This is a genomic window from Flavobacterium sp. RHBU_24 (assembly GCF_046613695.1).
Lineage (GTDB): Bacteria > Bacteroidota > Bacteroidia > Flavobacteriales > Flavobacteriaceae > Flavobacterium.
The window spans coordinates 108,522-127,807 of the sequence record NZ_JBKJHD010000009.1 but is presented as its reverse complement, the minus strand read 5'-3'; the positions used below and the strand labels follow the sequence as shown (position 1 = coordinate 127,807).

Genomic DNA, 19,286 nt, shown 5'->3' with positions numbered 1-19,286 from the left:
CATGAGCCCTATAACCATACTTTGCATCATTATCATTTATTTCGGTATCCTCATATTTATATCGCGTGTAGTAAGTAAAAAAGACAGCAGCAACGACACTTTTTTTAAGGCTAATAAAAACAGCAAGTGGTACCTTGTAGCCTTCGGGATGATAGGCACAGCATTATCCGGCGTTACGTTTATATCTGTTCCCGGCGAGGTGGGCGCTCCCGGAGGCGAACAGTTTAAGTACTTTCAGTTTATACTGGGCAACGCGCTGGGCTTTATTATTATTGCAAAGGTGCTCCTGCCCCTATACTACCGGCTTAACCTTACCTCTATATACGGCTATATAGAAAGCAGGCTGGGGCTATACAGCTACAAGACCTCTGCCATGATATTCCTCATCAGCCGTACCATCGGGTCGGCTTTTAGGCTATACCTCGTGGTAATTGTACTGCAACCCTATGTTTTTGATGCCTTTGACATACCTTTTTGGGCAACCGTGCTCATATCACTGCTCCTGATATTTGCATACACCTACAAAGGAGGGCTCAAAACCATAATCATTACCGATACCCTGCAAACCTTCTTTCTGGTATCATCGGTATTTTTTACCATTTATTTTATTTGCGACAGCCTTGATTTTAACCTGCCCGAAGCTTTTGAAACCGTAAAGAAAAGCAATTACTCTAAAATATTTTTTTATGAAGATTTTATAGGGAGTCGGTTCCATTTTGTAAAACAGCTACTGGGTGGTATTTTTGTTACTATAGCCATGGTGGGCCTCGACCAGGACCTGATGCAAAAAAACCTTAGTTGCAGGAACATTGGCGAAGCGCAAAAAAACATGTTTACTTTTACCGGAGTATTTGTTATCATTAACCTCTTCTTTTTGGGTGTGGGGGCGCTGTTGTACATTTATGCCAATAAATACGGCATTGCCATACCTACGGTAGACGGCGCCCCGCGTACTGACCTGCTGTTTCCTGAAATTGCCTTTCACCACCTTACACTAGTACCCGCGGTAATATTTTTGCTGGGGCTTACGGCAGCTACCTTTGCCACGACAGATAGTGCACTTACCGCACTTACAACCTCTTTTTGCGTTGACTTTTTAGGGATGGACAAAGCGGAAAATTTAGCTAAAGAAAACAATGTACGCACCCGCCACCTGGTGCACATATCCTTCTCGATGCTGATGTTTTTAGTAATCATTATCTTTAATTCGCTTAATGATAAATCAGTAGTGAGCATGATATTCCGAATTGCGGGCTATACTTATGGGCCGCTTTTAGGATTGTACAGCTTTGGGCTGTTCATGAAAAAACTCAGTGTGCGCGATAAACTGGTTCCGCTAGTGTGCCTGCTATCGCCCGCCCTTACATTTGCTATATCCACCTATTCTAAAGAATGGCTGGGTGGCTACGTGTTTGATGCCGAACTGATAATTATAAACGGTCTCATTACGTTTTTGCTGTTGCTGGGAATAAGCAGGAAAGCTAAACTATAAAGTGCTTTCGCTATACATAAATCTGGCGATTTTGATAACAGGATACACTGCAAAAATCCCCACTAATGGGTATTTATGTTAAAAATTAGTTAATTACCTTTATACCTTACAGTTAACTATTTTTTTAATCTGATACCCCATATTATGGCAAAAGCAGTATTTCATGTCTTTACGCCCCAGCAATTTATAGACCATATCGTAAAGAATAATTACAAACGAAAAATTACATTTATCCAGAACCACCATACCTGGGTGCCTGGTTATGCCCATTTCCAGAACCGGCCTGACGAGATGTACTGGCTCGAATCGATGCGTAAATCGCATCTGGAGCGGGGCTGGAACGATATAGGACAAAACATTACCACTTTTCCTAACGGCACGATAGCCATTTGCCGCCCCATAGATCTTACGCCAGCCGGCATAGCAGGTGCCAATACAGGTGCAATATGTATAGAACACCTGGGTAATTTTGATGAAGGTAAAGACCAGATGACACCCGATCACCGGGAAGCCATACTGGTTACCAATGCTGTACTGTGCCAGGAATTTGGCCTTAAGCCAAATAAAAATACTGTAGTGTACCACCACTGGTATGGCGGTAGTGGCAAGCGCTTTAATGATATCGAAATTAATTCAGGCTACGTACTTAGAAACCAGCTTCAAAAAACCTGCCCCGGCACGGGCTTCTTTTCAGAACCGGGCGACGCCTTTAAAGGGAATACCATAACAGCGGCAGAGAATAACTTTTATCCGCTTATAAAAACGCAAATGCAAAATCTGGTACCTGGGGCTGCGCCGGTCTATATGGGTAAAAAGGTAAACGCGGCCAAGCTTAACGTAAGGGCAGGTGCCGGCACCGGATTCGCTATAGTAAAAACACTGGCAAAAGACACTAAGGTTTCGGTATACCAAAGCCTCGGCGAATGGAGCCTCATCAGTACACATGCGCAGGAATGGGTAAGTTCTAAATATTTAATCTGATTGTTATGAAAGCCATTAATTTAAAAAACCTGAAAGAACACGAATGGTTCATTGCTTTAGTGTGTACATTGCTTGCTGTTGTAACTGGATATTTACTGTTGCATTTTTTTGGAGACTGCCATTTCAAAAGCAACTATGAATTTACTAAACTTAGTGAGGATCAAAAAGAGCAGATTTCAAATATGCTAATTATAGATTCACTATGCCCACAAGAGTGCGATGCAGATTTATTAACTGTGAATAGTGCTCAAACTGATTTAAAAGTTATAAAATCCGGAAAAAATTGTATAACCTGCCCGGCTGTTCAGCATAAAATAATTTTATACCTCAGCAATGAATTTGACAACGGCCTGGACCCGGAACAGGTAAAATCAATTTCAACCTTTATAAGCCTGGCAACACCTGGCCAAACTGAAAAGTTCCTGAAAACAGTACGCCTGCGGGTACATTCAAACTTTTGGCTCATTGGGCCCATGGTATACTGGGAAATTGTATTTTGGTCGTGGTTTGGCGTGCTCAGCAATTTGATATTCAGTTTTACGCTTATCGCTAAAAACTCTACCACCGACCCTAATAACCCGTTCTCGGTATTCGACAGTTCAGAAATCCCGTCGCAGGTAGCAAAGTTACTGTACGCTCCCATGTGCACACTTATAATTGTTTTTGGGTACAATTATTTCGCGGGGCAGGTTGTAGATATAGAGTCGAGCAAGGGGGTAATTGTATTTGCCTTTATAGGCGGCTTTTACAGCTCGAGGCTCATCTCGCTGCTGGAACGCCTTAAGGAAGTAATATTGCCGGGCAATGCAAACGCTACAGTTGCCCAGGGCACTGCACCGGCGGGGAGCGTGGATGTGGAAGACATTACCATAAAGCTGGATCTTGACAGCAGTATTACCGGCGAGCTACGCAACAGTATACTGGAGATAGGCCTGGGCGGGGCAAAAGTAACACTGGAGCCGTTGCACGGCGGCGAAACCATAACCGCACCTACCACCGGCGAAGACCAGGAAAGTATTTTTGTAGTTAAAAAACTAAGCCGTGGCATCTACCAGATTACAGCAGAGTGGGCGCAGGAAGTTGATGGTGAACACATAAACCTTGAGGGCAGCCTTAAAACAGGCATTACCGTATCGCAATCTACAATAAATATTACGGTTAGCAAAAGCGAGTCTGAAGGATAGACTGAGCCTAAAATATCTGTCGATAAGAAGGTAGGAAATATGCGTGCCGCTTTTTTATAACTCCCCTATTGCGGCGAGCTGGTGCAGGGTTTTTCCCTGCATCATGTTTATGGTACTGTCGCGCACATCGGCCAGGAAATGGTGCAGTGAGCAGTTGTCTTCATCAGGGCAGTCGTCGCAGCGCTCATAAAAGTTAAGGCTTACGCAGGGCAGCATGGCTATGGGGCCATCGAGCACCCGGATAAGCGTGGCCGCGGTAACTGTTTTAGGGTCTTTTAAAAGATAGTAACCCCCGCCCTTGCCTTTTTTAGAACCCAGTATGCCAAACTTTTTAAGGTCGAGCAAAATGGCTTCTAAAAACTTTTTTGGTATACGCTCTTTTTCCGAAATATCAGATATCAGCACCGGCACGGCAGGGTCCTGGCGTGCGATGTATATAAGCGCTTTAAATCCGTACTTCGTTTTTTTACTGAGCATATAGCGGTGTTACTTTTGTAAAGTTACTGTTTTTTTAATAAAAAAACCTCAGCCATCATACAACGTGCGCTTCCGCCGCCGCAGGCTTCTATAGTATCAAGGTTAGCCGACAGTATTTCGGTATGTTTTTCTATTTTAGACACCTGGTCTGCCGTAAGTATGCTCCGTGCCGAATCGCTCATTACAAGGTAGCTTTTGTCCTTACCCTGCACCTGCAGCATATTGCCAGCAAAATGGTTCAGCTGGTTTTCGGTAAGCAGGATAATCTCCTTACCGTCCTGCCGCAGGTTAGCGAGCACCATTTTGCGCTCGGTTTTATCATCTATACAATCGGCACAAATTATGGCAAAGGTACTGCCTATGCACATCATTACGTTAGTATGGTATATGTGAACGCGTTCACCATCAACCGTCTGGAAAGCTTCAAAAATAACGGGGCCAAGGTCAAAATCCTCACAGTATTCTATTACCAGCTCTTCATCCGCACGGGGCGAAAGGGCGCAGTAGGCTTTTTGGTTTTCTCGGTCAAGCACCAGGCTGCCGGTACCTTCCAGGAAGATACCATCTTCTTCGGCGCTGGTATAATCTACAATATTATCTATAACAAAGCCGTGGTCTTCCAGCAGGTCGAGTATATCCTCGCGGCGTTCGCCACGGCGGTTCTCGGCAAACATGGGATACAGGGCCACATCGCCATTTTCGTGAAACGATACCCAGTTGTTCGGGAATACCGAATCAGGCGTATCAGGGCTCTGCGTATCGTCTACCACAATAACGTTAACCCCCACGGCACGCAGCTTTTCTGCAAACGCGTCAAACTCCTGCTGTGCCTTAGCATTAACAGTGGCAGGCAACAGGCTGTCTACCACCTTTTGGTAATAATTATTTACAGCGGTTTGCTCATTCATCCTGAAGGCAACCGGGCGAATCATTAATATGGTATCAGTTATCTGTTTCATAATCCAAATATAAGTATTTATTCGCGTATAAGGGGTAACGTACTGCAGCGCAGCAGGCCTTCCTGCTTCGATATTTCGGCATAGGGCACTTCTTCTACTATAAAGCCATTATCAAGCAGCCATGCTTTAAGGCGGATAAACCCTTTTTCTATCACTACAATATTTTCATCTATCGAAAAGAAGTTAGAGGTCATGTGGTACATCTCTTCCCTGTCGATATGGAACAGGTTATCCATACCAAAAAGCTCCACAAGGTACAGATAATCTGATTCCTCCCTGAAACCGCTTTTATAAATTACCCCTTTGTCCCTGCCCACAGGCTGAAAACAGCAGTCGAGGTGCAGGGCATTATCGCGGGCTTCAATCCTTGATTTAACCAGGTCAAACTCCTTAACGATTTTATCAGGAAAAAGGCTTTTGATAAACGCCACGCCCTCCATATTAGTACGCGCCGTTATATAATCTTTATAATCGCTGCCTTTATACGTTCCTATAAATATATGGCCGTTCCATAATATAACGTCGCCGCCCTCTATATGCACTTCTTCCGGCGGGGTAACTATTTTGCCCGGATGAATCTTATCTACCACATACTGTATGGCGCCCTGTTCGCGCGCCCTGTCGGGCAATATGTTTGCATGTATAAAGGTATCGCCTATTACAAAGCCGATGTCGCGGCAAAATATCTGGTTATAGTCACGGATAAGTTCCGGACGGTATACCTGTACACCATACTTTTCAAAAACGGCGTTTAGGGCTTCCATTTCGGCTACCATATTTTCTTCCGTTGGGTAGGTGCCGGCAAGTATATGTTCCAGGCTCTTAGGATCGTAAGCCTCATGTGCTTCGGGTACCGGGCCATTGCTCAGGGCGGTGCCCAGTATTACGGCTTTTAACCGTGATGTTTCGTTATTTACATTAAGGGGGAGCATGGCTTATAATTTGGGCAAATATAGAAAATGCGGTGCAATTATGTTTCGTTTTAAAATTATGTTGCGGTATAAAACACTTCCGGCCCCGCAATGCGGGGCCGGAATATAGCGTAACTGTGTTTCTTTAATTACCGGGCGTCAACTGCCTTAAAATCCCTTAGCGGGCTGCCGTTGTATACCTGGCGCGGACGCCCAATAGGCTCTTTTTGCAGGCGCATTTCTTTCCATTGGGCAATCCAGCCCGGAAGGCGGCCTATGGCAAACAGCACGGTAAACATCTCTGTAGGGATGCCCATAGCCCTGTATATGATACCCGAATAGAAATCTACGTTAGGGTAAAGGTTTCTTGATTTAAAGTATTCATCTTCCAGAGCGGCCTCTTCAAGCTTTTTAGCTATGCTAAGTATAGGGTCGTTAACGCCAAGTTCGATAAGCACGTCGTCTGCCGCTTTTTTGATAATCTTGGCACGTGGGTCAAAATTTTTGTATACACGGTGCCCAAAGCCCATAAGGCGGAACGGGTCGTCTTTATCCTTTGCCTTTGCTATATATTTTTCGGCATCGCCGCCGTTGTTCTGTATTTCTTCAAGCATTTCAAGCACTGCCTGGTTAGCGCCGCCGTGCAGTGGACCCCAAAGCGCGCAAACACCCGCCGATATTGACGCAAAAAGGCTGGCTTGTGACGAACCTACGATACGCACAGTAGAAGTAGAGCAGTTTTGCTCATGGTCTGCATGCAGTATAAACAGCTTATCAAGCGCTTCTATAATTTTAGGGTTTGCGTTGTATGGCCCTGTAGGCAGCTCAAACATAAGCCTCATAAAATTTTCTACATAGCCCTTAGTATTGTCGTAATAGTTAAGTGGGTAGCCCATGTTCTTGCGGAACGTCCAGGTAGCGATAACTAAAAATTTAGCCATGGTTTTGCAAACTGTGTCATACAGTTCCTGATTGTCGCTTACGTTTACCCCCTGAGGGTTAAACGCGGTAAGCGCGCTGGTAAGCGATGCCAGTATGCCCATAGGGTGGGCATTTTTAGGAAAACCATCAATAATGTTTTTCATCTCCTCGTTTACGAGGGTATATTTCCTTATGTCTTCTTCAAATTTTGCAATTTGGGCGGCAGTAGGCAGTTCGCCAAAAATAAGCAGGTATGAAACCTCAAGAAAGTTAGACTTTGATGCAAGCTCTTCAATAGCATAGCCCCTGTAGCGCAGCACGCCTTCTTCGCCATCTAAAAAGGTAATAGCGCTCTGGCAGGCTCCGGTGTTCTTAAATCCACGATCAAGGGTTATAGCCCCGGTTTCGCCGCGCAGTTTATCAATATCAATGGCTACTTCGTTTTCAGTACCCACTATAATAGGGAACTCATACTTTTTGCCATCAATTTCCAGTATTGCAGTATTTGACATGACAGTAATTTAGTTTGTAAATGGTTTGGATAAATTATATCCCTGCGAATTTAGTAAATAAGTATTGATTTGTAAAGAAAAACCGGCATAATAATCAAGGTTTACACATACATAATATAAAAGCTGCTACCGGTAGGGCAACAGCTTTTACAAATGGTTTTTGGCATATGCCTAATTTCTTTTTGCCTTGCGGGGTCTTTTAGCCGCAGTACTATCACGCGCGGTTTTAATCGGGGGCGTGCTCTTTACATGGTCAGGTGCCAGGGGCTCGCCCGGTTCAGGATTCGAAGCAGCAGGGCTTACAGTGGTTGCATTGCGCGGCTGTATTATAGCAGCGCCATCCGGGGTGGGTTCCATTTCGCGCTTATTCTGCTCCATCACGTGGGTGTTTACAGGCTTGCCCTTATCCGGTGGAAGCACTTTCGCAGGGGTTTCCTGCGCGCCGGCAGCTACAAAGGCAAGCACTGCACCGGCTGTTAAAAATATCTTTTTCATATTTATATACTTTTATTAGTGGTGTTGAAGTTCCGGTTTGCGGTCGCCGTTAACGCCACCCGCCTCTGCATTTATGGTACTGCGTTCGCGAGCAGATGCCTCATGGTTAGGTGTGGTCCTGCCGTCCTCCTTCATGCTTGATTCGTTTTGTTTTTCGGCCATGCCTGCCGTGGCGCTGTCGGGCAATATGGTACCCAGGACATTTTGAAATTTGTTCATAAAGCCCGGCTGTACCGTTGCATCTCCGTTCATAAAGGCATCATAGCCGCCCTTAGCCACTACGGCAGGGTCATACAGGTCGCCCTCTTTATAAATAACGGTATTCTCTGCTTTCGCTTTGTGGAAGAAATCGGTATCCATTGCCCAGGGCAGCAGCGCGGTTACAGTTACAGCACTTTCTTCAAGCTCATTTACCAGCGCTTCAGAAAAGGACAGTACAAATGCCTTGGTAGCCGCGTAGACCGCCATATAAGGCGCGGGGGTCTTAGAGTAGGACGATGCCAGCTGCAGTATCCTGCCGCTGTTAGCCGCCACCATGTCTTTTAAAAAGTAATGGGTAAGGCTCACCATGCTGTCTATATTAAGCCTGATAATGTCGAGGCTTCGGCTAAGGTCGGTTTTATGGAACCTGCCCCACTCTCCCTGCCCGGCATTGTTTACAAGGTATTCAACCGGGCCTATGCTCACGGCTTTCCGGTAAATTGCTTCAGCGGCGGTCGGGTCAAAAAGGTCGGCAACAATAGTCTCAACCTGTATATTACCGGCCTGCCGCAACTCATTAGCTGTTTGTGCAAGGTTCTGCCCGCTGCGGGCAACAATAATTAAGTTAATGCCATCCTTTGCAAATAGTTTTGCCAGTTCATATCCTATCCCGCTTGTGGCGCCTGTAACCAGCGCAAATTTTCCTGTATTCATAATCTTAATTTTTAAGTTGATGTTCTTGTTTGTTAGCTATTGTAAGTTACCCCATTTAAAAAAGGAGCGCTGTTAACCCGGTGTTAACCAAGCGTTAATTACCCATCCCGGTTATTTGTAGGTTATTACCTTTATATAATGGAACAATACAAAAACCTGGAAGGCCACTCTGGTGTTACAGCATATAAGATAGCTGCCGAAAGTATTGTGGTAACGTTTATTAACGGTGACACATACTTGTATACCTATGAGAGCGCGGGGAAAAATGCTGTTGAAAAAATGAAGCGGTTCGCCAGGACCGGGAAAGGGCTAAGTACTTATATAAGCCAACATGTGCGCGGGCACTTTAAGGAAAAATTTTAACAACTATGGACGCAACGGAAATTTTAGGGCTAATAGCGGCGGGCATTACCACACTGGCCAATATACCGCAGACGGTAAAAGTGATAAAGACGAAATCTACCAAGAGCATTTCGGCTTTTACCTACTCATTGCTTACCATAGGAATGGCTACGTGGGTAGTGTACGGCATCCTTCAAAGCGACCTGCCCATAATTATAGGGAATTCCATAGCCACGGCGCTGTGCGGCACCATACTTTTTGTAAAGCTGTACATGAAACTTTCTAAACAGGAGAAAGAAGATTAAGCATTTGTTAAGACACTAACTTAAAAATGTGTGGTAACTTTATTATACCTACAGTATATAAAGCATTTAAAACGATGTACCAATGCCTTTAGAAAGTATAACAATTTGCAGCAGGCGCCTGGCTGAAAAAGGCCTTACGATTGCCCTTGCCGAAAGCGCAACCGCCGGATGGCTTGCCTCTGAATTTTCGCTTACCCCTACATCCGGAGGGGTATTGCTTGGTGGCATCGTATGCTATGATGCCTGTACCAAAGAAGCGCTTTTTGACATCCCGCAGGAGATAATAGATGAGTATACCCCGGAATCGGCAGAGGTAACGCGCCTGCTTGCCGAACGGCTTACCAAATTTTTTAAATGCGATATTGCCGTAGGTATTACAGGGCTTACCACACCCGGTGGCAGTGAAACAGAAGAAAAGCCCGTAGGAACCATGTTTATACACATAGCACTGCCCTGCCACCGCTACTGCGCCCATAGGGAAGTTTTTGCCGGAGGCCCCGAAGACATTATCAGGCAGACTATAGAACGCACCGGAAAGTTGCTAACAGGACTTGTTAACGCCCTGCACGAAAACGGTACCGCCGAACAGGCAGCGCTGGAATCTATCTCACAAACTGTAACTACCCGGATAAACCTATCCGGAACAAACGATAAAAAATAACATTATGCTGCACTGGACCGAAATAGCCCTGCGCCTGTTTTTAGCTGCCGTATTTGGTGGCATTATAGGCATTGAGCGCGAGCGGAAAGACTGGACCGCCGGTATGCGCACGCACATGATGGTATGTATGGGTTCTGCACTTATAATGCTGGTATCTTCATTTGGGTTTATGGACCTGGTAGGTAAAGAGTATGCCGAGCTCGACCCCTCACGCGTGGCTGCGCAAATAGTAAGCGGCATCGGTTTTATAGGCGCGGGAACTATTCTTTTTCGAAAGCCCAATAAGGTGATGGGGCTTACCACTGCATCAGGTTTATGGACGGTTGCCGGTATAGGTATGGCAGCGGGCGGGGGAATGTATATAGCCGGGGGAATTGCCACGGCATTTGCCATTTTAATACTTTGGGGCATGCAGCCCATACAAAAGCGTTTTGCAAACATTTTTCAGCCAAAAACGCTGATTATTACACTGAAAAAGGATGCCGAACCCGCTAAAATAATCGATATACTATTGCACGAAAAGGATGTTGATTACTCTAACTTTTCTATAAGCCGGCTGACAGATGAACTGGTGATAGAAATAAAACTGCAGCACGTTAAAAACAAAAAAGTAACAGCCCTTGCAGAAGGGCTGTATGACAATAGCGCGGTTAAAAAAATATCGTGGAATAAGTAAGTATATACCGTTAAGTATATATAGCTGTAACAGGCTGTTGCAGCTTATCGGGAGTGCCGGTTTCCATATAACGCTTAAAGCCCAGCACATCGTTACGCACCAGTTTTTCAAAAACCGGGGTAAGTAGTCGTGCCACTTCTTCGCCGGCATTACCAAAGGGCGCTTCATAGGAAAACACCACATGCATAAGTGTACCCAGTTCGCCCGCATCCTTAAATTCTATCTTGCCCGCGTTTTGTATGCTGCTGCCTTTTACCGAACGCCAGCCTATGTAGCGGTTAGCCTCTTCGCCTACTATCTCGGCAGTCCAGCTAAGCGTTGCCGGGAGCCCAGGTACTTTTACCTTCCATTCTGATGTAGTATCGCTAAGCACAGTAACACTATCCAGGTGTTCCATAAACAAAGGCAGGTTGCCCAGGTGGCGCCAGAAATTATATACATCTGCCACAGGGCGTTTTACAATAAGGCGGGCGTGTATGTTAATGTTGCTGTTGCGGCGTTTAGATACGTCGGGCAGTTTACCTTTGGTAACTCCGTCAGCCTGCTTTTGCTCATATTCCTTTATAAAACCTTTAACGCCCCGGTATATCATAAATCCGGCGGCAACAGCCTCCGGTATGCTTTTCTTTTCTTTTTTTAAGGCGTCATACAGCAAAAAGGCCCCACCAATTACTGAAACCATGTTTTCAATAGTATGTACGTCTTTGGCTGCGGGTACTACCATTTCAGCCGTAGGGTTATGTGGCATTGTAATAAATTTTGAGGTTTACATTCTATCTTAAAAATACTAAATCATTCTAACAGGAGCACATCTTTTAACACTACCTTATAATGCCGCATAAAAAATCCCGCCGATTGGGCGGGACAGATACATTTACTACACACTATTTATTCATGGGTGTTGAAGTTGACTTTGTGGTAGTGGTGGTTTTCTTTTTACGGTCATAAACCGTATCCTGTGTTGTAGCCGCACGCTTTTTTTCGGCTTTCTTTACCTTTGTAGTAGTTGTTCTCTTGTTCACGGTAGAAGTAACCGTAGTGTCGGTTTGTGCTGAAGCTATACCAAAAGCAAGTACTGCGGCCAGCGTAAAAATCATCTTTTTCATAATTTTTTTAATTTATTATTAGCGTTTTAAATTAAGGCCGTGTAGGAACACCGGGGTTAATACCTGACTGCATAGGTGCGGTTACAGGCTGGTTTAGCGGCGCTACCTGCGAAGAGTTAGGCGAAACCGGCACCGGGCTTACTGTAGGCGGCGTGGTGGGCGGTGGCGTGGTGGCAGGGTTTTGCATGGCATTGCTCGGGCGCTGTGTTCCGCCATTCGGGTTAACTACAGGGCTTGTGGTGGCCGGGGTAACCCTGTTGTCCACTGTTGACGGTGTTGTTACCGTGGCAGGTGTTGTTATTGTGCCCGGACTTGTAGTTGTAATGGTACTACCCGACGGCGTGGTTGCCTGAGTAGTGCCGGAAGGGGTGCGTGCCGGGGCTGTTTGTGCATAAGCCATACCAAATGCAAGTATAGCCGCTACTGAATACAATATCTTTTTCATACTAGTTCATTTAAGTTTACATATCAAAATTAGCCTTAACCTGCCTACATATATCACTGATTACAAAAACATTAACAGCAGCTTAAGGCAATTTTGGCAGCTACTACAAACAAACGTTAACAACCCCTATTAATAGCAAAGGATTTTAATAAAATTGATAACTACACAAAAGGCTTTTTGCATAACTTGCGCAAAAAACAAACCTTATTATGCTTATAACTCAAAAACTCGCGTGCTTTTTTATAGCCGCCACGCTGTATGTACCGGCCAGCGCTGCCGATCCCGTTAAAGATTCGCCCTACCTTGCAAAAGGGCGTACTGAAATCCTCGAAAACAACAACATCGCACTGATAGGGGCGGCATCGTCCGTTAGTTTTGGCTTTAGGGGCGATAAATGTTCGGTAAACGTTCGTGCAGAAGATAAAACGCAGCACAGCAATTATGTGGTAATAGAAGTAGACGGGCAGTACTACAGCCGCAATAAGGTGCAGCCATCGGGCACAAAGCTATTTATTATGCTGCCGGGCAATAAAATACATTCGGTTAGTATTTACAAAGCTACCGAAGCATCTGTAGGAACGGTGGTTTTTGTAAATGCCGAGGGCAATATAACCGCCGCGCCGAACAAGCCAAAAAAGAAGATTGAATTTATAGGCGACAGCATTACGTGCGGCATGGGTAATGATGTTGATGAAATACCCTGCGGACAGGGCGAGTGGTATGACCAGCACAACGCCTACTACTCGTATGCGCCTATAACCGCACGGGCCTTAAATGCCGATTATGTATTAAGTTCGGTTTCCGGCATCGGGATTTACCGTAACTGGAACGACGAGCATAAAACTGAGCCTACTATGCCGGATGCGTACGCTAACTTATACCTGAACAAAGATGCCTCTAAGAAATACGACTTTGGGTTTGTGCCAGATGTTACGTGTATTGCACTGGGTACAAACGACTTTAGCGACGGTGATGGCAAAAAAGTCCGCCTCCCTTTTAACGAAGACGCTTATGTGGCAGCCTATGTTGCCTTTATAAACTCGGTATACACCCATGCGCCAAAAACCCAGGTGGTACTTACTGACAGCCCTATGGTAAAAGGAGCCAAAAGCGCAACGTTTATAAAATGCCTTAACCGCGTTAAGGATGAAGTAAACAAGCTGCCGGGGCACAAGCCTGTAGAAGTATTTACCTACAGCGATATTACCCCGCACGGATGCGGCTATCACCCGCAGATAGAAGACGACAAACTTATGGCGGGAGAGCTAACCCAATTCCTGAAAAAGTTCCTTAAGTAAATTCCCGTTCCATAAAATCTAAAAGTTCCGCAGTAACGCCTCTAATGCGTATTGCGGAACTTTTTTACAATAGGGCTGCGGTGATAATTTCATTAAAAAGCCGGCAGTACAATGCGCCATTTATCTGCTTTTTTAAGGCAGAGCCCCAACCTGAAAAATATGAGACTGGTTAACGGTAAACATTAACTGCATGTCAAATATACCTAAGCAAAAAATCCCCGCTGCATACACAACGGGGATTTTTTATATAATTTGTTCTCTACTAATAGAATGTGCTCCTTTGGTCTTCTATATCCGCTTTTTCTTTAAGCGCAAAGGTAAGCCTGTTTTCTATACCTGCCCTGCCCTGGTTGTTAAGGCGGGTAACCATTGCGGCCGGTGTAGCCAGTTTAGCAGCTTTTTCAATGCTCTTGGTACGTATCATAAATACACCACTGTTACCGTCTATAAGCCCGGATGTTTTATTAGCGGCAAGGCCAAAGGCTTTACCTACCACTTTTGTTTCGGGGCCTACAGCGTTAATCATAGGGTTAGCCATGGTAAGGCCGGTAGCATTAGCTACGGTTGAGCCCGAGCTTTGCGCCACTGCCTCAAGGGTTGCGCCTTTCATCTTATCGTGTATAAGCTTAGCTTTTTTCTCATTACGCAGTATAGGCAGTACCGTTTGTTTTGCCTGCTCAAGCGGCAGCACGCCTTTTTCATTTATGGCTTTAAGCGAAGCTACCACTGTACCCCTTGATGAGTCGAATTTTTTAACATCGCCCACATTAGTATCTTTATTGTATATCCAGCGTACAATATCTCTCTCCGGGCCTACGCCGGGTATATTCTCTTCATTTTCGCCTATGCCGTTTGCCGGCGTTACTGTTAGCCCGGCTGCCTTGGCAAGGTCTGCAAAAGGTTTTTTAGTATCCCTTGCATCCATTTCAAGCTTGGTGGCTTTTGTAAAGTTAGCGTCAATGGTTTCATCGCTTGCAAGAATTTTTTGTGCAAGGTTAGCCACACGTACCGCGTCTTCTTTATCGAGTATTTTCATAACATGGTAACCAAAATCGGTTTTTACCACACCTGTTTTGCCTTTAGGGCTTGCTATTGCAAAATCTTTAAATTCCTGTGCCCATGCTCCGTCGGGGGTAATGTCATACACACCGCCGTTTTGCATGGCGCCCGGGTCATCATTATTAGTGCGCGCCAGCATGGTTATCGCGTCCGGGTTGGCATTTGTTTGTGCAAGGTAGGTGTCGGCAAGGGCTTTGGCTTCTGCCTCAGTCCTGGTTGCGGTAGCCCTCATTGCGCCTTTATATGCCACAAGCACGTGGATTACCTTAGTGCTTGCCCCCGGTTTTTTAGCCATCATACGGGTTATGGTATAGTAGCCGTTATTGTTATACGGGCCAAATACCTGGCCTGGGGCAAGCGCTGTAATTTGCTGTGCAAACTCTACAGGCAACTGTGCTTTAGTTACAAAAGTAGTATCGTATTTTATCTCCGAATTTGAGTTTACAAAATCAGCAACATCTTCTGCAGGCATATTAGCAAAAGAAGGTATGGTATCGTTAGCCGTAACCTTTGGCAGCATGTAAGCCTCTACCTCTTTTTTTATTTCCGCTTCATCCTGGGCAGATGCTTTATTTTCAAGATAAACAAACTCTATATCGCGTGAAGCTTCGGCTTTATACTTTTTTTCGTTTTTCTTCATGTAGGCCACAAGTTCGTCGTCTGTAACCTTTACATTAGGGTCTTCATCATTTATAGTTGTATACGGAACGTAAACATAATCAAAGTTTACCTTATCGCTTTCCTGGGCATATTTTTGCTCCGCCTCAAAGTTTGTAGTAAAATAGCCTGCCTTAAGCATGGTAGCATAAAACTGCTTTTTAGCCCCGGCGGCAACCTCATCTTTAGAATCTTCAAACATGGCATAGCGCTGCGGGTCGGCAGTTTTCATGTTTATAAGGTAGTCGTTAAATTTACCCTTATCAAATTTTCCTGCGGCGTTTAGCACCTCAGGTACCTGGCCCATCATCTGGCCATAAAGGTCTATTATCTGGTCTTTACCTACACGTATACCGGCTTTTTCATACCTTTCTTCAAACAGCAGGTTGTTAACCTCCATATCCCAAACGTTGCTTACCGCCTGGCCCACGCTTCCGCTGCCCTGCATTTGCGCCTGCCTTTGCGACACTTTTTGGTTAAATTCTACAAAAGCAATGTCTTCGCCGTTAACGCTACCTACATTTTTCTCTACACCAAAGCCACCGTTGCGCACTACATCGCCTATTATAAAGGCAAGAAGGCAAAAACCAATGATACCTATCAGTAATATTGAACGTTCTCTAATTTTAGATAAAACCGCCATTTTTTATATGTTATTTTTTATTTCAGTGGGCGAAAATACAATTATCTGTTTAATAATAAAAATAGTGGGGTATATTTTTAGCGCCAAAGCCTTTTTTATTTTTACGCCTGCCTGTAAAGGCTTTAATCGTCATCATGCTCATCTTCTATTTCGCCAAAAAGCTGCTCTATTATGTCTTCGGTAGTAATAATGCCCGCGGTGCCGCCGTGCGCATCGGTTATAACCGCCATGCTCTTACGTTTACGGGTAAGTATATCCAGCAGGTCTTTAATATAAATGGTTTCGGGCACGTGCTCTATAGCCACCATTATTGAAGCAATGTCGGCCGGATTTTTAAAAAGTGAAAAAGAGTGCACATAGCCCACCAGCCCGTCAATATTGTTAGTATACACCGCGAGCTTACTGTAATCGGTTGCTATAAAATGCTGTTTCAGCACCTCAAGGCTATCGCCTATTTCTACCGCGGCTATCTCGGCCCGCGGCGTCATGATATCGCGCGCCCTGAGCGATGAAAAGCCCAGCGCATTTTTAAATATCTGTATTTCGGTATCCATTTCTTCTTCTTCGCCGTGGGCACCGGTAAGTTGCTCGTTAAGATATGTACCCAACTCACCTCGCGTAAAGTAAGCCTGCCTTATATCTGCCCGGGTATGTAATACCTTAACCAAAATAAAATCAGCAATGCTTATAAGTGCAAGGGTAACCCAGTAGAAAAGCGAGTAGAAAATATAAGCAGGTACGGCCAGCACTTTTATAAGCCGGTTAGCATATACCTGAAAAAACACCTTAGGGATAAATTCTGCCGTAATAAGTATGATAACGGTAGAGATGGCAACCTGTATTATTATTTGCCAAAAAGAAGGGATGCCATACTGGTTTAACGTAAACCACCGCATTACGGCATTGCCCATATTGTAGCCGTACAGCACCAGGGCTATACTGTTGCCCACCAGCATGGCGGTAATAAACTGTATGGGGTTTTGGGTAAGGCGGGTAAGTATGCGGCTCAGCAGGGTATGCTGCATACTCTCTACACTAAGGTATACTTTATTTGAAGAAACATAGGCTATTTCCATGCCCGAAAAAAAGGCTGAAAGCAAGAGGCACCCTATAATAATTACTGCCTCCATAGCGGGCTACTGTTTGGGGTTATTGTAACGCTGCTTATACATATAGCGTTTTACAAAAAAGTAGCCAACGGCACATACCGAAAGCAGCAGGTGTGGTAAACCGTCTCCCCCTTCGCGGTAACGCTCTACAGATGTATAGCCAAAAACCAAGGCGATAATTAAAAAAAGATACGGTATGTATTTAGTATAAACCATGTTTATTGCACATTATTGATGATGCCCTGGTTTTGCTGCATATTAAAGACTTTAAAATCTTTACTAAAGTCAACACCCGGGCCTTCAAGGTTACTGCCCCTGCCATCGGTAAATTTAAAATATTTTTCGGTATAAAACCATTCGTTTTTCTGGTCGAAGTATAATTGGTCTGTAGTAAGCAGCTTTCCATCTAAGGTAGATACCCTTACATTGCCCTGCAGGTCGATAATATCGGTATTTTCATAGCGTATACCATAATCTGCAAGTACGCGTGTTTTTTGCACCCCTTTATCAAACAATGTTATATCTACCCCTTTGGGGAACTCATTGTAGCCGTTTTCAAGCTGGGTATAATCCTTCATCAGGGGGCTTACCAGTATGGCGCTTACACGGCCGGAATCGGTATACTTAAGGTTGATATTCTCAGATTCGCCTATAGGATTAAACGCCACGCTGTTAAAACGCTGCACATCATGAAAGTTGCTTTCGCACGAAAGCAAAACCACAGTTAACATAATAAGCGATGCTATATAGTGCAGCTTTTTCATTATTTAAGTTTAGGCAGGGTAACGGTTTCATTAATCCAGCAGCCGTAAGATATGGCGTCGCCTTTACTTTTTTTCTCTGCCCTGGCCTCTTTTTTTGTGGGAATGCTCTTTACATATTGCTCTTCCAGGCTGGCTACGGTAGCCTTATATTTTGGCTCGGCGGCTTCGGCTTTTTTAAGAAGCTCCAGCGCAGGGAAAACCAACGCTTTTTTCTCAAGGGCGCTCAACTTGCACTCCGCGCCTGCGTTCATATACATTTCGGCAATAAACAGGTACGGGCTGCCCAGCTTTACATCCGTTTGCGCGGCCCTTAGGGCATATTCTTTGGCCCTGGCCTTATCGTTATTGCGGTACAGCTGTGCGACTGTCATATAAATACCGGCCTTTTTAGCGGGCACAGGCTGTTTTTCGGCAGCTTCAAGATATAGCTCGGTAGCTGCTTTGGCATCGCCCTGCTTTTGGGTAAAGTAGCCCAGTTCGTAAGTGTTATCGTATGTCGGGTTTAGCTTGTAAAGCATGCTTACACCCTTAAACAGTAATGGGCTTTTGTTGCAGCGCATGGCCTTAAGCGTATGCACCATACCCCCTATCCAGGCGGCGTTGTCTTTGTTTTTTTCAAAGTTTTCAGTGTAATACGCCTCCATCTTCTCACAACTGAAAATAACCGAAACCTGCTTAGCCATATTATCTGCCACAGCACTAAGGGCTTCTTCAGTTGTCTTTGTATTGGTCAGGTATGCTTTTTCAGCAGGCTCTAAGGCAGTACCATCTTCAATCTTTTTTTGCAACTGCCCGCGGTTTTTAGCAATATTACTACCTGCGGTGGCTATCTGAGCAGTTATATCACCATACGTTTTTATAAAGCTTTCCAGTGTAATGCCGGGGGCTTTTGCCTCATACTGCTTTAGGTACAGGTTAAAGTACAGCTCCAGCTCGCGGTAATCGGTAAACTGCGCGCTGTTTGCGGTAAAGGCTTCATCCAGTGTTTTAAACGTGTCTTTATCGTCGGCTTTTTTGTTATCGTTTAAAAACAGCGCCTTTTTTACCTGGGCACCACTACCCGGAAAATTTGACTGCTGCTCGTTGTAGAGCTTTATAAGATTATCTGCTATGGCGTCTTTATCAGCTGCAGTTTTTGTGGTTTTATATTTATAGCTCAATAGTTTATCACCTGTAGAGTATATGCCAATATCATACTTAGGGCAGTCTTTGCGAAGGCCGGTAAGGGCTGCCAACGCTTCATCATACCCTGCCGGAGTAGCCGAACGCTCTGTTAACACGGCGAATGCCTTAGCGCACTTTTCCTGTGCACTAACCTGCGTATTACCCAGCAGCGCCGTTATAAAAAGTAGTACTATACATGCATTTTTCATA

General features: G+C 44.8%; 22 protein-coding genes. 8 read left to right on the top strand and 14 right to left on the bottom strand.

The features are described from left to right. Position 1 precedes the first annotated feature (1 nt). The 3 genes from ACLI09_RS10895 (at position 2) to ACLI09_RS10885 (ending at position 3,657) form a co-directional block, all read left to right on the top strand. Positions 2-1,492, top strand: coding sequence for a sodium:solute symporter (locus ACLI09_RS10895; protein ID WP_411419650.1), 1,491 nt, complete (start codon positions 2-4; stop codon positions 1,490-1,492). A gap of 144 nt (positions 1,493-1,636) precedes the next feature. Further along, the gene (locus ACLI09_RS10890) at positions 1,637-2,473 is read left to right on the top strand and encodes an N-acetylmuramoyl-L-alanine amidase (RefSeq protein WP_411419649.1); all 837 of its coding nucleotides are present in this window, start codon (positions 1,637-1,639) and stop codon (positions 2,471-2,473) included. 5 nt (positions 2,474-2,478) lie between these two features. Further along, positions 2,479-3,657 (top strand): hypothetical protein, encoded by a 1,179-nt coding sequence (locus tag ACLI09_RS10885; RefSeq protein ID WP_411419648.1) that lies wholly within the window; start codon positions 2,479-2,481, stop codon positions 3,655-3,657. Positions 3,658-3,711: 54 nt separating this feature from the next. Here the strand turns inward: ACLI09_RS10885 and ACLI09_RS10880 are convergent, their stop codons facing one another. The 6 genes from ACLI09_RS10880 to ACLI09_RS10855 all read right to left on the bottom strand — a co-directional run bounded on the left by ACLI09_RS10880 (position 3,712) and on the right by ACLI09_RS10855 (position 8,847). Beyond that, positions 3,712-4,134: an RrF2 family transcriptional regulator gene (locus tag ACLI09_RS10880; protein WP_411419647.1), complete on the bottom strand. Its 423-nt coding sequence runs from the start codon at positions 4,132-4,134 to the stop codon at positions 3,712-3,714. 23 nt (positions 4,135-4,157) lie between these two features. Continuing rightward, positions 4,158-5,093 carry a citrulline utilization hydrolase CtlX gene (gene ctlX / locus ACLI09_RS10875; protein ID WP_411419646.1) on the bottom strand — a complete coding sequence of 312 codons (936 nt, stop codon included), beginning with the start codon at positions 5,091-5,093 and terminating at the stop codon, positions 4,158-4,160. A 17-nt stretch (positions 5,094-5,110) separates the two neighbouring features. Continuing rightward, complete coding sequence (locus tag ACLI09_RS10870) at positions 5,111-6,025, bottom strand: dimethylarginine dimethylaminohydrolase family protein (RefSeq protein ID WP_411419645.1); 915 nt, start codon at positions 6,023-6,025, stop codon at positions 5,111-5,113. 128 nt (positions 6,026-6,153) lie between these two features. Beyond that, complete coding sequence (locus tag ACLI09_RS10865; protein ID WP_411419644.1) at positions 6,154-7,437, bottom strand: citrate synthase; 1,284 nt, start codon at positions 7,435-7,437, stop codon at positions 6,154-6,156. Between the two features lie 171 nt (positions 7,438-7,608). Then, a complete protein-coding gene (locus tag ACLI09_RS10860) occupies positions 7,609-7,932 on the bottom strand; it encodes a hypothetical protein (protein ID WP_411419643.1) in 324 nt (107 codons plus the stop codon). 15 nt (positions 7,933-7,947) lie between these two features. Further along, positions 7,948-8,847 carry an SDR family NAD(P)-dependent oxidoreductase gene (locus ACLI09_RS10855; protein ID WP_411419642.1) on the bottom strand — a complete coding sequence of 300 codons (900 nt, stop codon included), beginning with the start codon at positions 8,845-8,847 and terminating at the stop codon, positions 7,948-7,950. Between the two features lie 138 nt (positions 8,848-8,985). Here ACLI09_RS10855 and ACLI09_RS10850 point away from each other — a divergent pair, with 138 nt between their 5' ends. The 4 genes from ACLI09_RS10850 to ACLI09_RS10835 all read left to right on the top strand — a co-directional run bounded on the left by ACLI09_RS10850 (position 8,986) and on the right by ACLI09_RS10835 (position 10,831). Continuing rightward, complete coding sequence (locus tag ACLI09_RS10850) at positions 8,986-9,210, top strand: hypothetical protein (RefSeq protein ID WP_411419641.1); 225 nt, start codon at positions 8,986-8,988, stop codon at positions 9,208-9,210. Positions 9,211-9,215: 5 nt separating this feature from the next. Further along, positions 9,216-9,494 carry a SemiSWEET family sugar transporter gene (locus tag ACLI09_RS10845; RefSeq protein ID WP_411419640.1) on the top strand — a complete coding sequence of 93 codons (279 nt, stop codon included), beginning with the start codon at positions 9,216-9,218 and terminating at the stop codon, positions 9,492-9,494. Between the two features lie 82 nt (positions 9,495-9,576). Further along, positions 9,577-10,155: a CinA family protein gene (locus tag ACLI09_RS10840; RefSeq protein WP_411419639.1), complete on the top strand. Its 579-nt coding sequence runs from the start codon at positions 9,577-9,579 to the stop codon at positions 10,153-10,155. 4 nt (positions 10,156-10,159) lie between these two features. After that, positions 10,160-10,831, top strand: a complete 672-nt coding sequence (locus ACLI09_RS10835; protein ID WP_411419638.1) for an MgtC/SapB family protein — start codon at positions 10,160-10,162, stop codon at positions 10,829-10,831. Between the two features lie 10 nt (positions 10,832-10,841). On the opposite strand, the gene ACLI09_RS10830 is transcribed toward ACLI09_RS10835, so the two are convergent. From ACLI09_RS10830 to ACLI09_RS10820, 3 genes are all read right to left on the bottom strand, one after another. Further along, positions 10,842-11,579 (bottom strand): SRPBCC family protein, encoded by a 738-nt coding sequence (locus ACLI09_RS10830; RefSeq protein ID WP_411419637.1) that lies wholly within the window; start codon positions 11,577-11,579, stop codon positions 10,842-10,844. Positions 11,580-11,715: 136 nt separating this feature from the next. Then, positions 11,716-11,937 (bottom strand): hypothetical protein, encoded by a 222-nt coding sequence (locus tag ACLI09_RS10825; protein WP_411419636.1) that lies wholly within the window; start codon positions 11,935-11,937, stop codon positions 11,716-11,718. 31 nt (positions 11,938-11,968) lie between these two features. Continuing rightward, positions 11,969-12,382, bottom strand: a complete 414-nt coding sequence (locus ACLI09_RS10820; protein WP_411419635.1) for a hypothetical protein — start codon at positions 12,380-12,382, stop codon at positions 11,969-11,971. 209 nt (positions 12,383-12,591) lie between these two features. Here ACLI09_RS10820 and ACLI09_RS10815 point away from each other — a divergent pair, with 209 nt between their 5' ends. Then, positions 12,592-13,680 (top strand): GDSL-type esterase/lipase family protein, encoded by a 1,089-nt coding sequence (locus ACLI09_RS10815; protein WP_411419634.1) that lies wholly within the window; start codon positions 12,592-12,594, stop codon positions 13,678-13,680. A gap of 262 nt (positions 13,681-13,942) precedes the next feature. On the opposite strand, the gene ACLI09_RS10810 is transcribed toward ACLI09_RS10815, so the two are convergent. The 5 genes from ACLI09_RS10810 to ACLI09_RS10790 all read right to left on the bottom strand — a co-directional run bounded on the left by ACLI09_RS10810 (position 13,943) and on the right by ACLI09_RS10790 (position 19,285). Continuing rightward, positions 13,943-16,039, bottom strand: a complete 2,097-nt coding sequence (locus tag ACLI09_RS10810; protein WP_411419633.1) for a peptidylprolyl isomerase — start codon at positions 16,037-16,039, stop codon at positions 13,943-13,945. A 122-nt stretch (positions 16,040-16,161) separates the two neighbouring features. Next, complete coding sequence (locus ACLI09_RS10805; protein WP_411419632.1) at positions 16,162-17,169, bottom strand: hemolysin family protein; 1,008 nt, start codon at positions 17,167-17,169, stop codon at positions 16,162-16,164. A 6-nt stretch (positions 17,170-17,175) separates the two neighbouring features. Then, on the bottom strand, positions 17,176-17,364 hold the full coding sequence (locus ACLI09_RS10800; protein ID WP_411419631.1) for a hypothetical protein: 189 nt from the start codon (positions 17,362-17,364) through the stop codon (positions 17,176-17,178). A 2-nt stretch (positions 17,365-17,366) separates the two neighbouring features. Beyond that, entirely contained in the window at positions 17,367-17,912 is a 546-nt protein-coding gene (gene lptC / locus ACLI09_RS10795; protein ID WP_411419630.1) for an LPS export ABC transporter periplasmic protein LptC, read from the bottom strand. Continuing rightward, positions 17,912-19,285 (bottom strand): tetratricopeptide repeat protein, encoded by a 1,374-nt coding sequence (locus tag ACLI09_RS10790; RefSeq protein WP_411419629.1) that lies wholly within the window; start codon positions 19,283-19,285, stop codon positions 17,912-17,914. Before ACLI09_RS10790 ends, lptC begins: the two co-directional genes overlap by 1 nt. Between the last annotated feature and the right edge of the window lies 1 nt (position 19,286).

What these genes read in the sequence shown, in the direction of transcription:
- ACLI09_RS10895 (WP_411419650.1), top strand. Translation starts at nt 2, where the DNA reads ATGAGCCCTATAACCATACTTTGCATCATTATCATTTATTTCGGTATC.
- ACLI09_RS10890 (WP_411419649.1), top strand. Translation starts at nt 1,637, where the DNA reads ATGGCAAAAGCAGTATTTCATGTCTTTACGCCCCAGCAATTTATAGAC.
- ACLI09_RS10885 (WP_411419648.1), top strand. Translation starts at nt 2,479, where the DNA reads ATGAAAGCCATTAATTTAAAAAACCTGAAAGAACACGAATGGTTCATT.
- ACLI09_RS10880 (WP_411419647.1), bottom strand. Translation starts at nt 4,134, where the DNA reads ATGCTCAGTAAAAAAACGAAGTACGGATTTAAAGCGCTTATATACATC.
- ctlX (WP_411419646.1), bottom strand. Translation starts at nt 5,093, where the DNA reads ATGAAACAGATAACTGATACCATATTAATGATTCGCCCGGTTGCCTTC.
- ACLI09_RS10870 (WP_411419645.1), bottom strand. Translation starts at nt 6,025, where the DNA reads ATGCTCCCCCTTAATGTAAATAACGAAACATCACGGTTAAAAGCCGTA.
- ACLI09_RS10865 (WP_411419644.1), bottom strand. Translation starts at nt 7,437, where the DNA reads ATGTCAAATACTGCAATACTGGAAATTGATGGCAAAAAGTATGAGTTC.
- ACLI09_RS10860 (WP_411419643.1), bottom strand. Translation starts at nt 7,932, where the DNA reads ATGAAAAAGATATTTTTAACAGCCGGTGCAGTGCTTGCCTTTGTAGCT.
- ACLI09_RS10855 (WP_411419642.1), bottom strand. Translation starts at nt 8,847, where the DNA reads ATGAATACAGGAAAATTTGCGCTGGTTACAGGCGCCACAAGCGGGATA.
- ACLI09_RS10850 (WP_411419641.1), top strand. Translation starts at nt 8,986, where the DNA reads ATGGAACAATACAAAAACCTGGAAGGCCACTCTGGTGTTACAGCATAT.
- ACLI09_RS10845 (WP_411419640.1), top strand. Translation starts at nt 9,216, where the DNA reads ATGGACGCAACGGAAATTTTAGGGCTAATAGCGGCGGGCATTACCACA.
- ACLI09_RS10840 (WP_411419639.1), top strand. Translation starts at nt 9,577, where the DNA reads ATGCCTTTAGAAAGTATAACAATTTGCAGCAGGCGCCTGGCTGAAAAA.
- ACLI09_RS10835 (WP_411419638.1), top strand. Translation starts at nt 10,160, where the DNA reads ATGCTGCACTGGACCGAAATAGCCCTGCGCCTGTTTTTAGCTGCCGTA.
- ACLI09_RS10830 (WP_411419637.1), bottom strand. Translation starts at nt 11,579, where the DNA reads ATGCCACATAACCCTACGGCTGAAATGGTAGTACCCGCAGCCAAAGAC.
- ACLI09_RS10825 (WP_411419636.1), bottom strand. Translation starts at nt 11,937, where the DNA reads ATGAAAAAGATGATTTTTACGCTGGCCGCAGTACTTGCTTTTGGTATA.
- ACLI09_RS10820 (WP_411419635.1), bottom strand. Translation starts at nt 12,382, where the DNA reads ATGAAAAAGATATTGTATTCAGTAGCGGCTATACTTGCATTTGGTATG.
- ACLI09_RS10815 (WP_411419634.1), top strand. Translation starts at nt 12,592, where the DNA reads ATGCTTATAACTCAAAAACTCGCGTGCTTTTTTATAGCCGCCACGCTG.
- ACLI09_RS10810 (WP_411419633.1), bottom strand. Translation starts at nt 16,039, where the DNA reads ATGGCGGTTTTATCTAAAATTAGAGAACGTTCAATATTACTGATAGGT.
- ACLI09_RS10805 (WP_411419632.1), bottom strand. Translation starts at nt 17,169, where the DNA reads ATGGAGGCAGTAATTATTATAGGGTGCCTCTTGCTTTCAGCCTTTTTT.
- ACLI09_RS10800 (WP_411419631.1), bottom strand. Translation starts at nt 17,364, where the DNA reads ATGGTTTATACTAAATACATACCGTATCTTTTTTTAATTATCGCCTTG.
- lptC (WP_411419630.1), bottom strand. Translation starts at nt 17,912, where the DNA reads ATGAAAAAGCTGCACTATATAGCATCGCTTATTATGTTAACTGTGGTT.
- ACLI09_RS10790 (WP_411419629.1), bottom strand. Translation starts at nt 19,285, where the DNA reads ATGAAAAATGCATGTATAGTACTACTTTTTATAACGGCGCTGCTGGGT.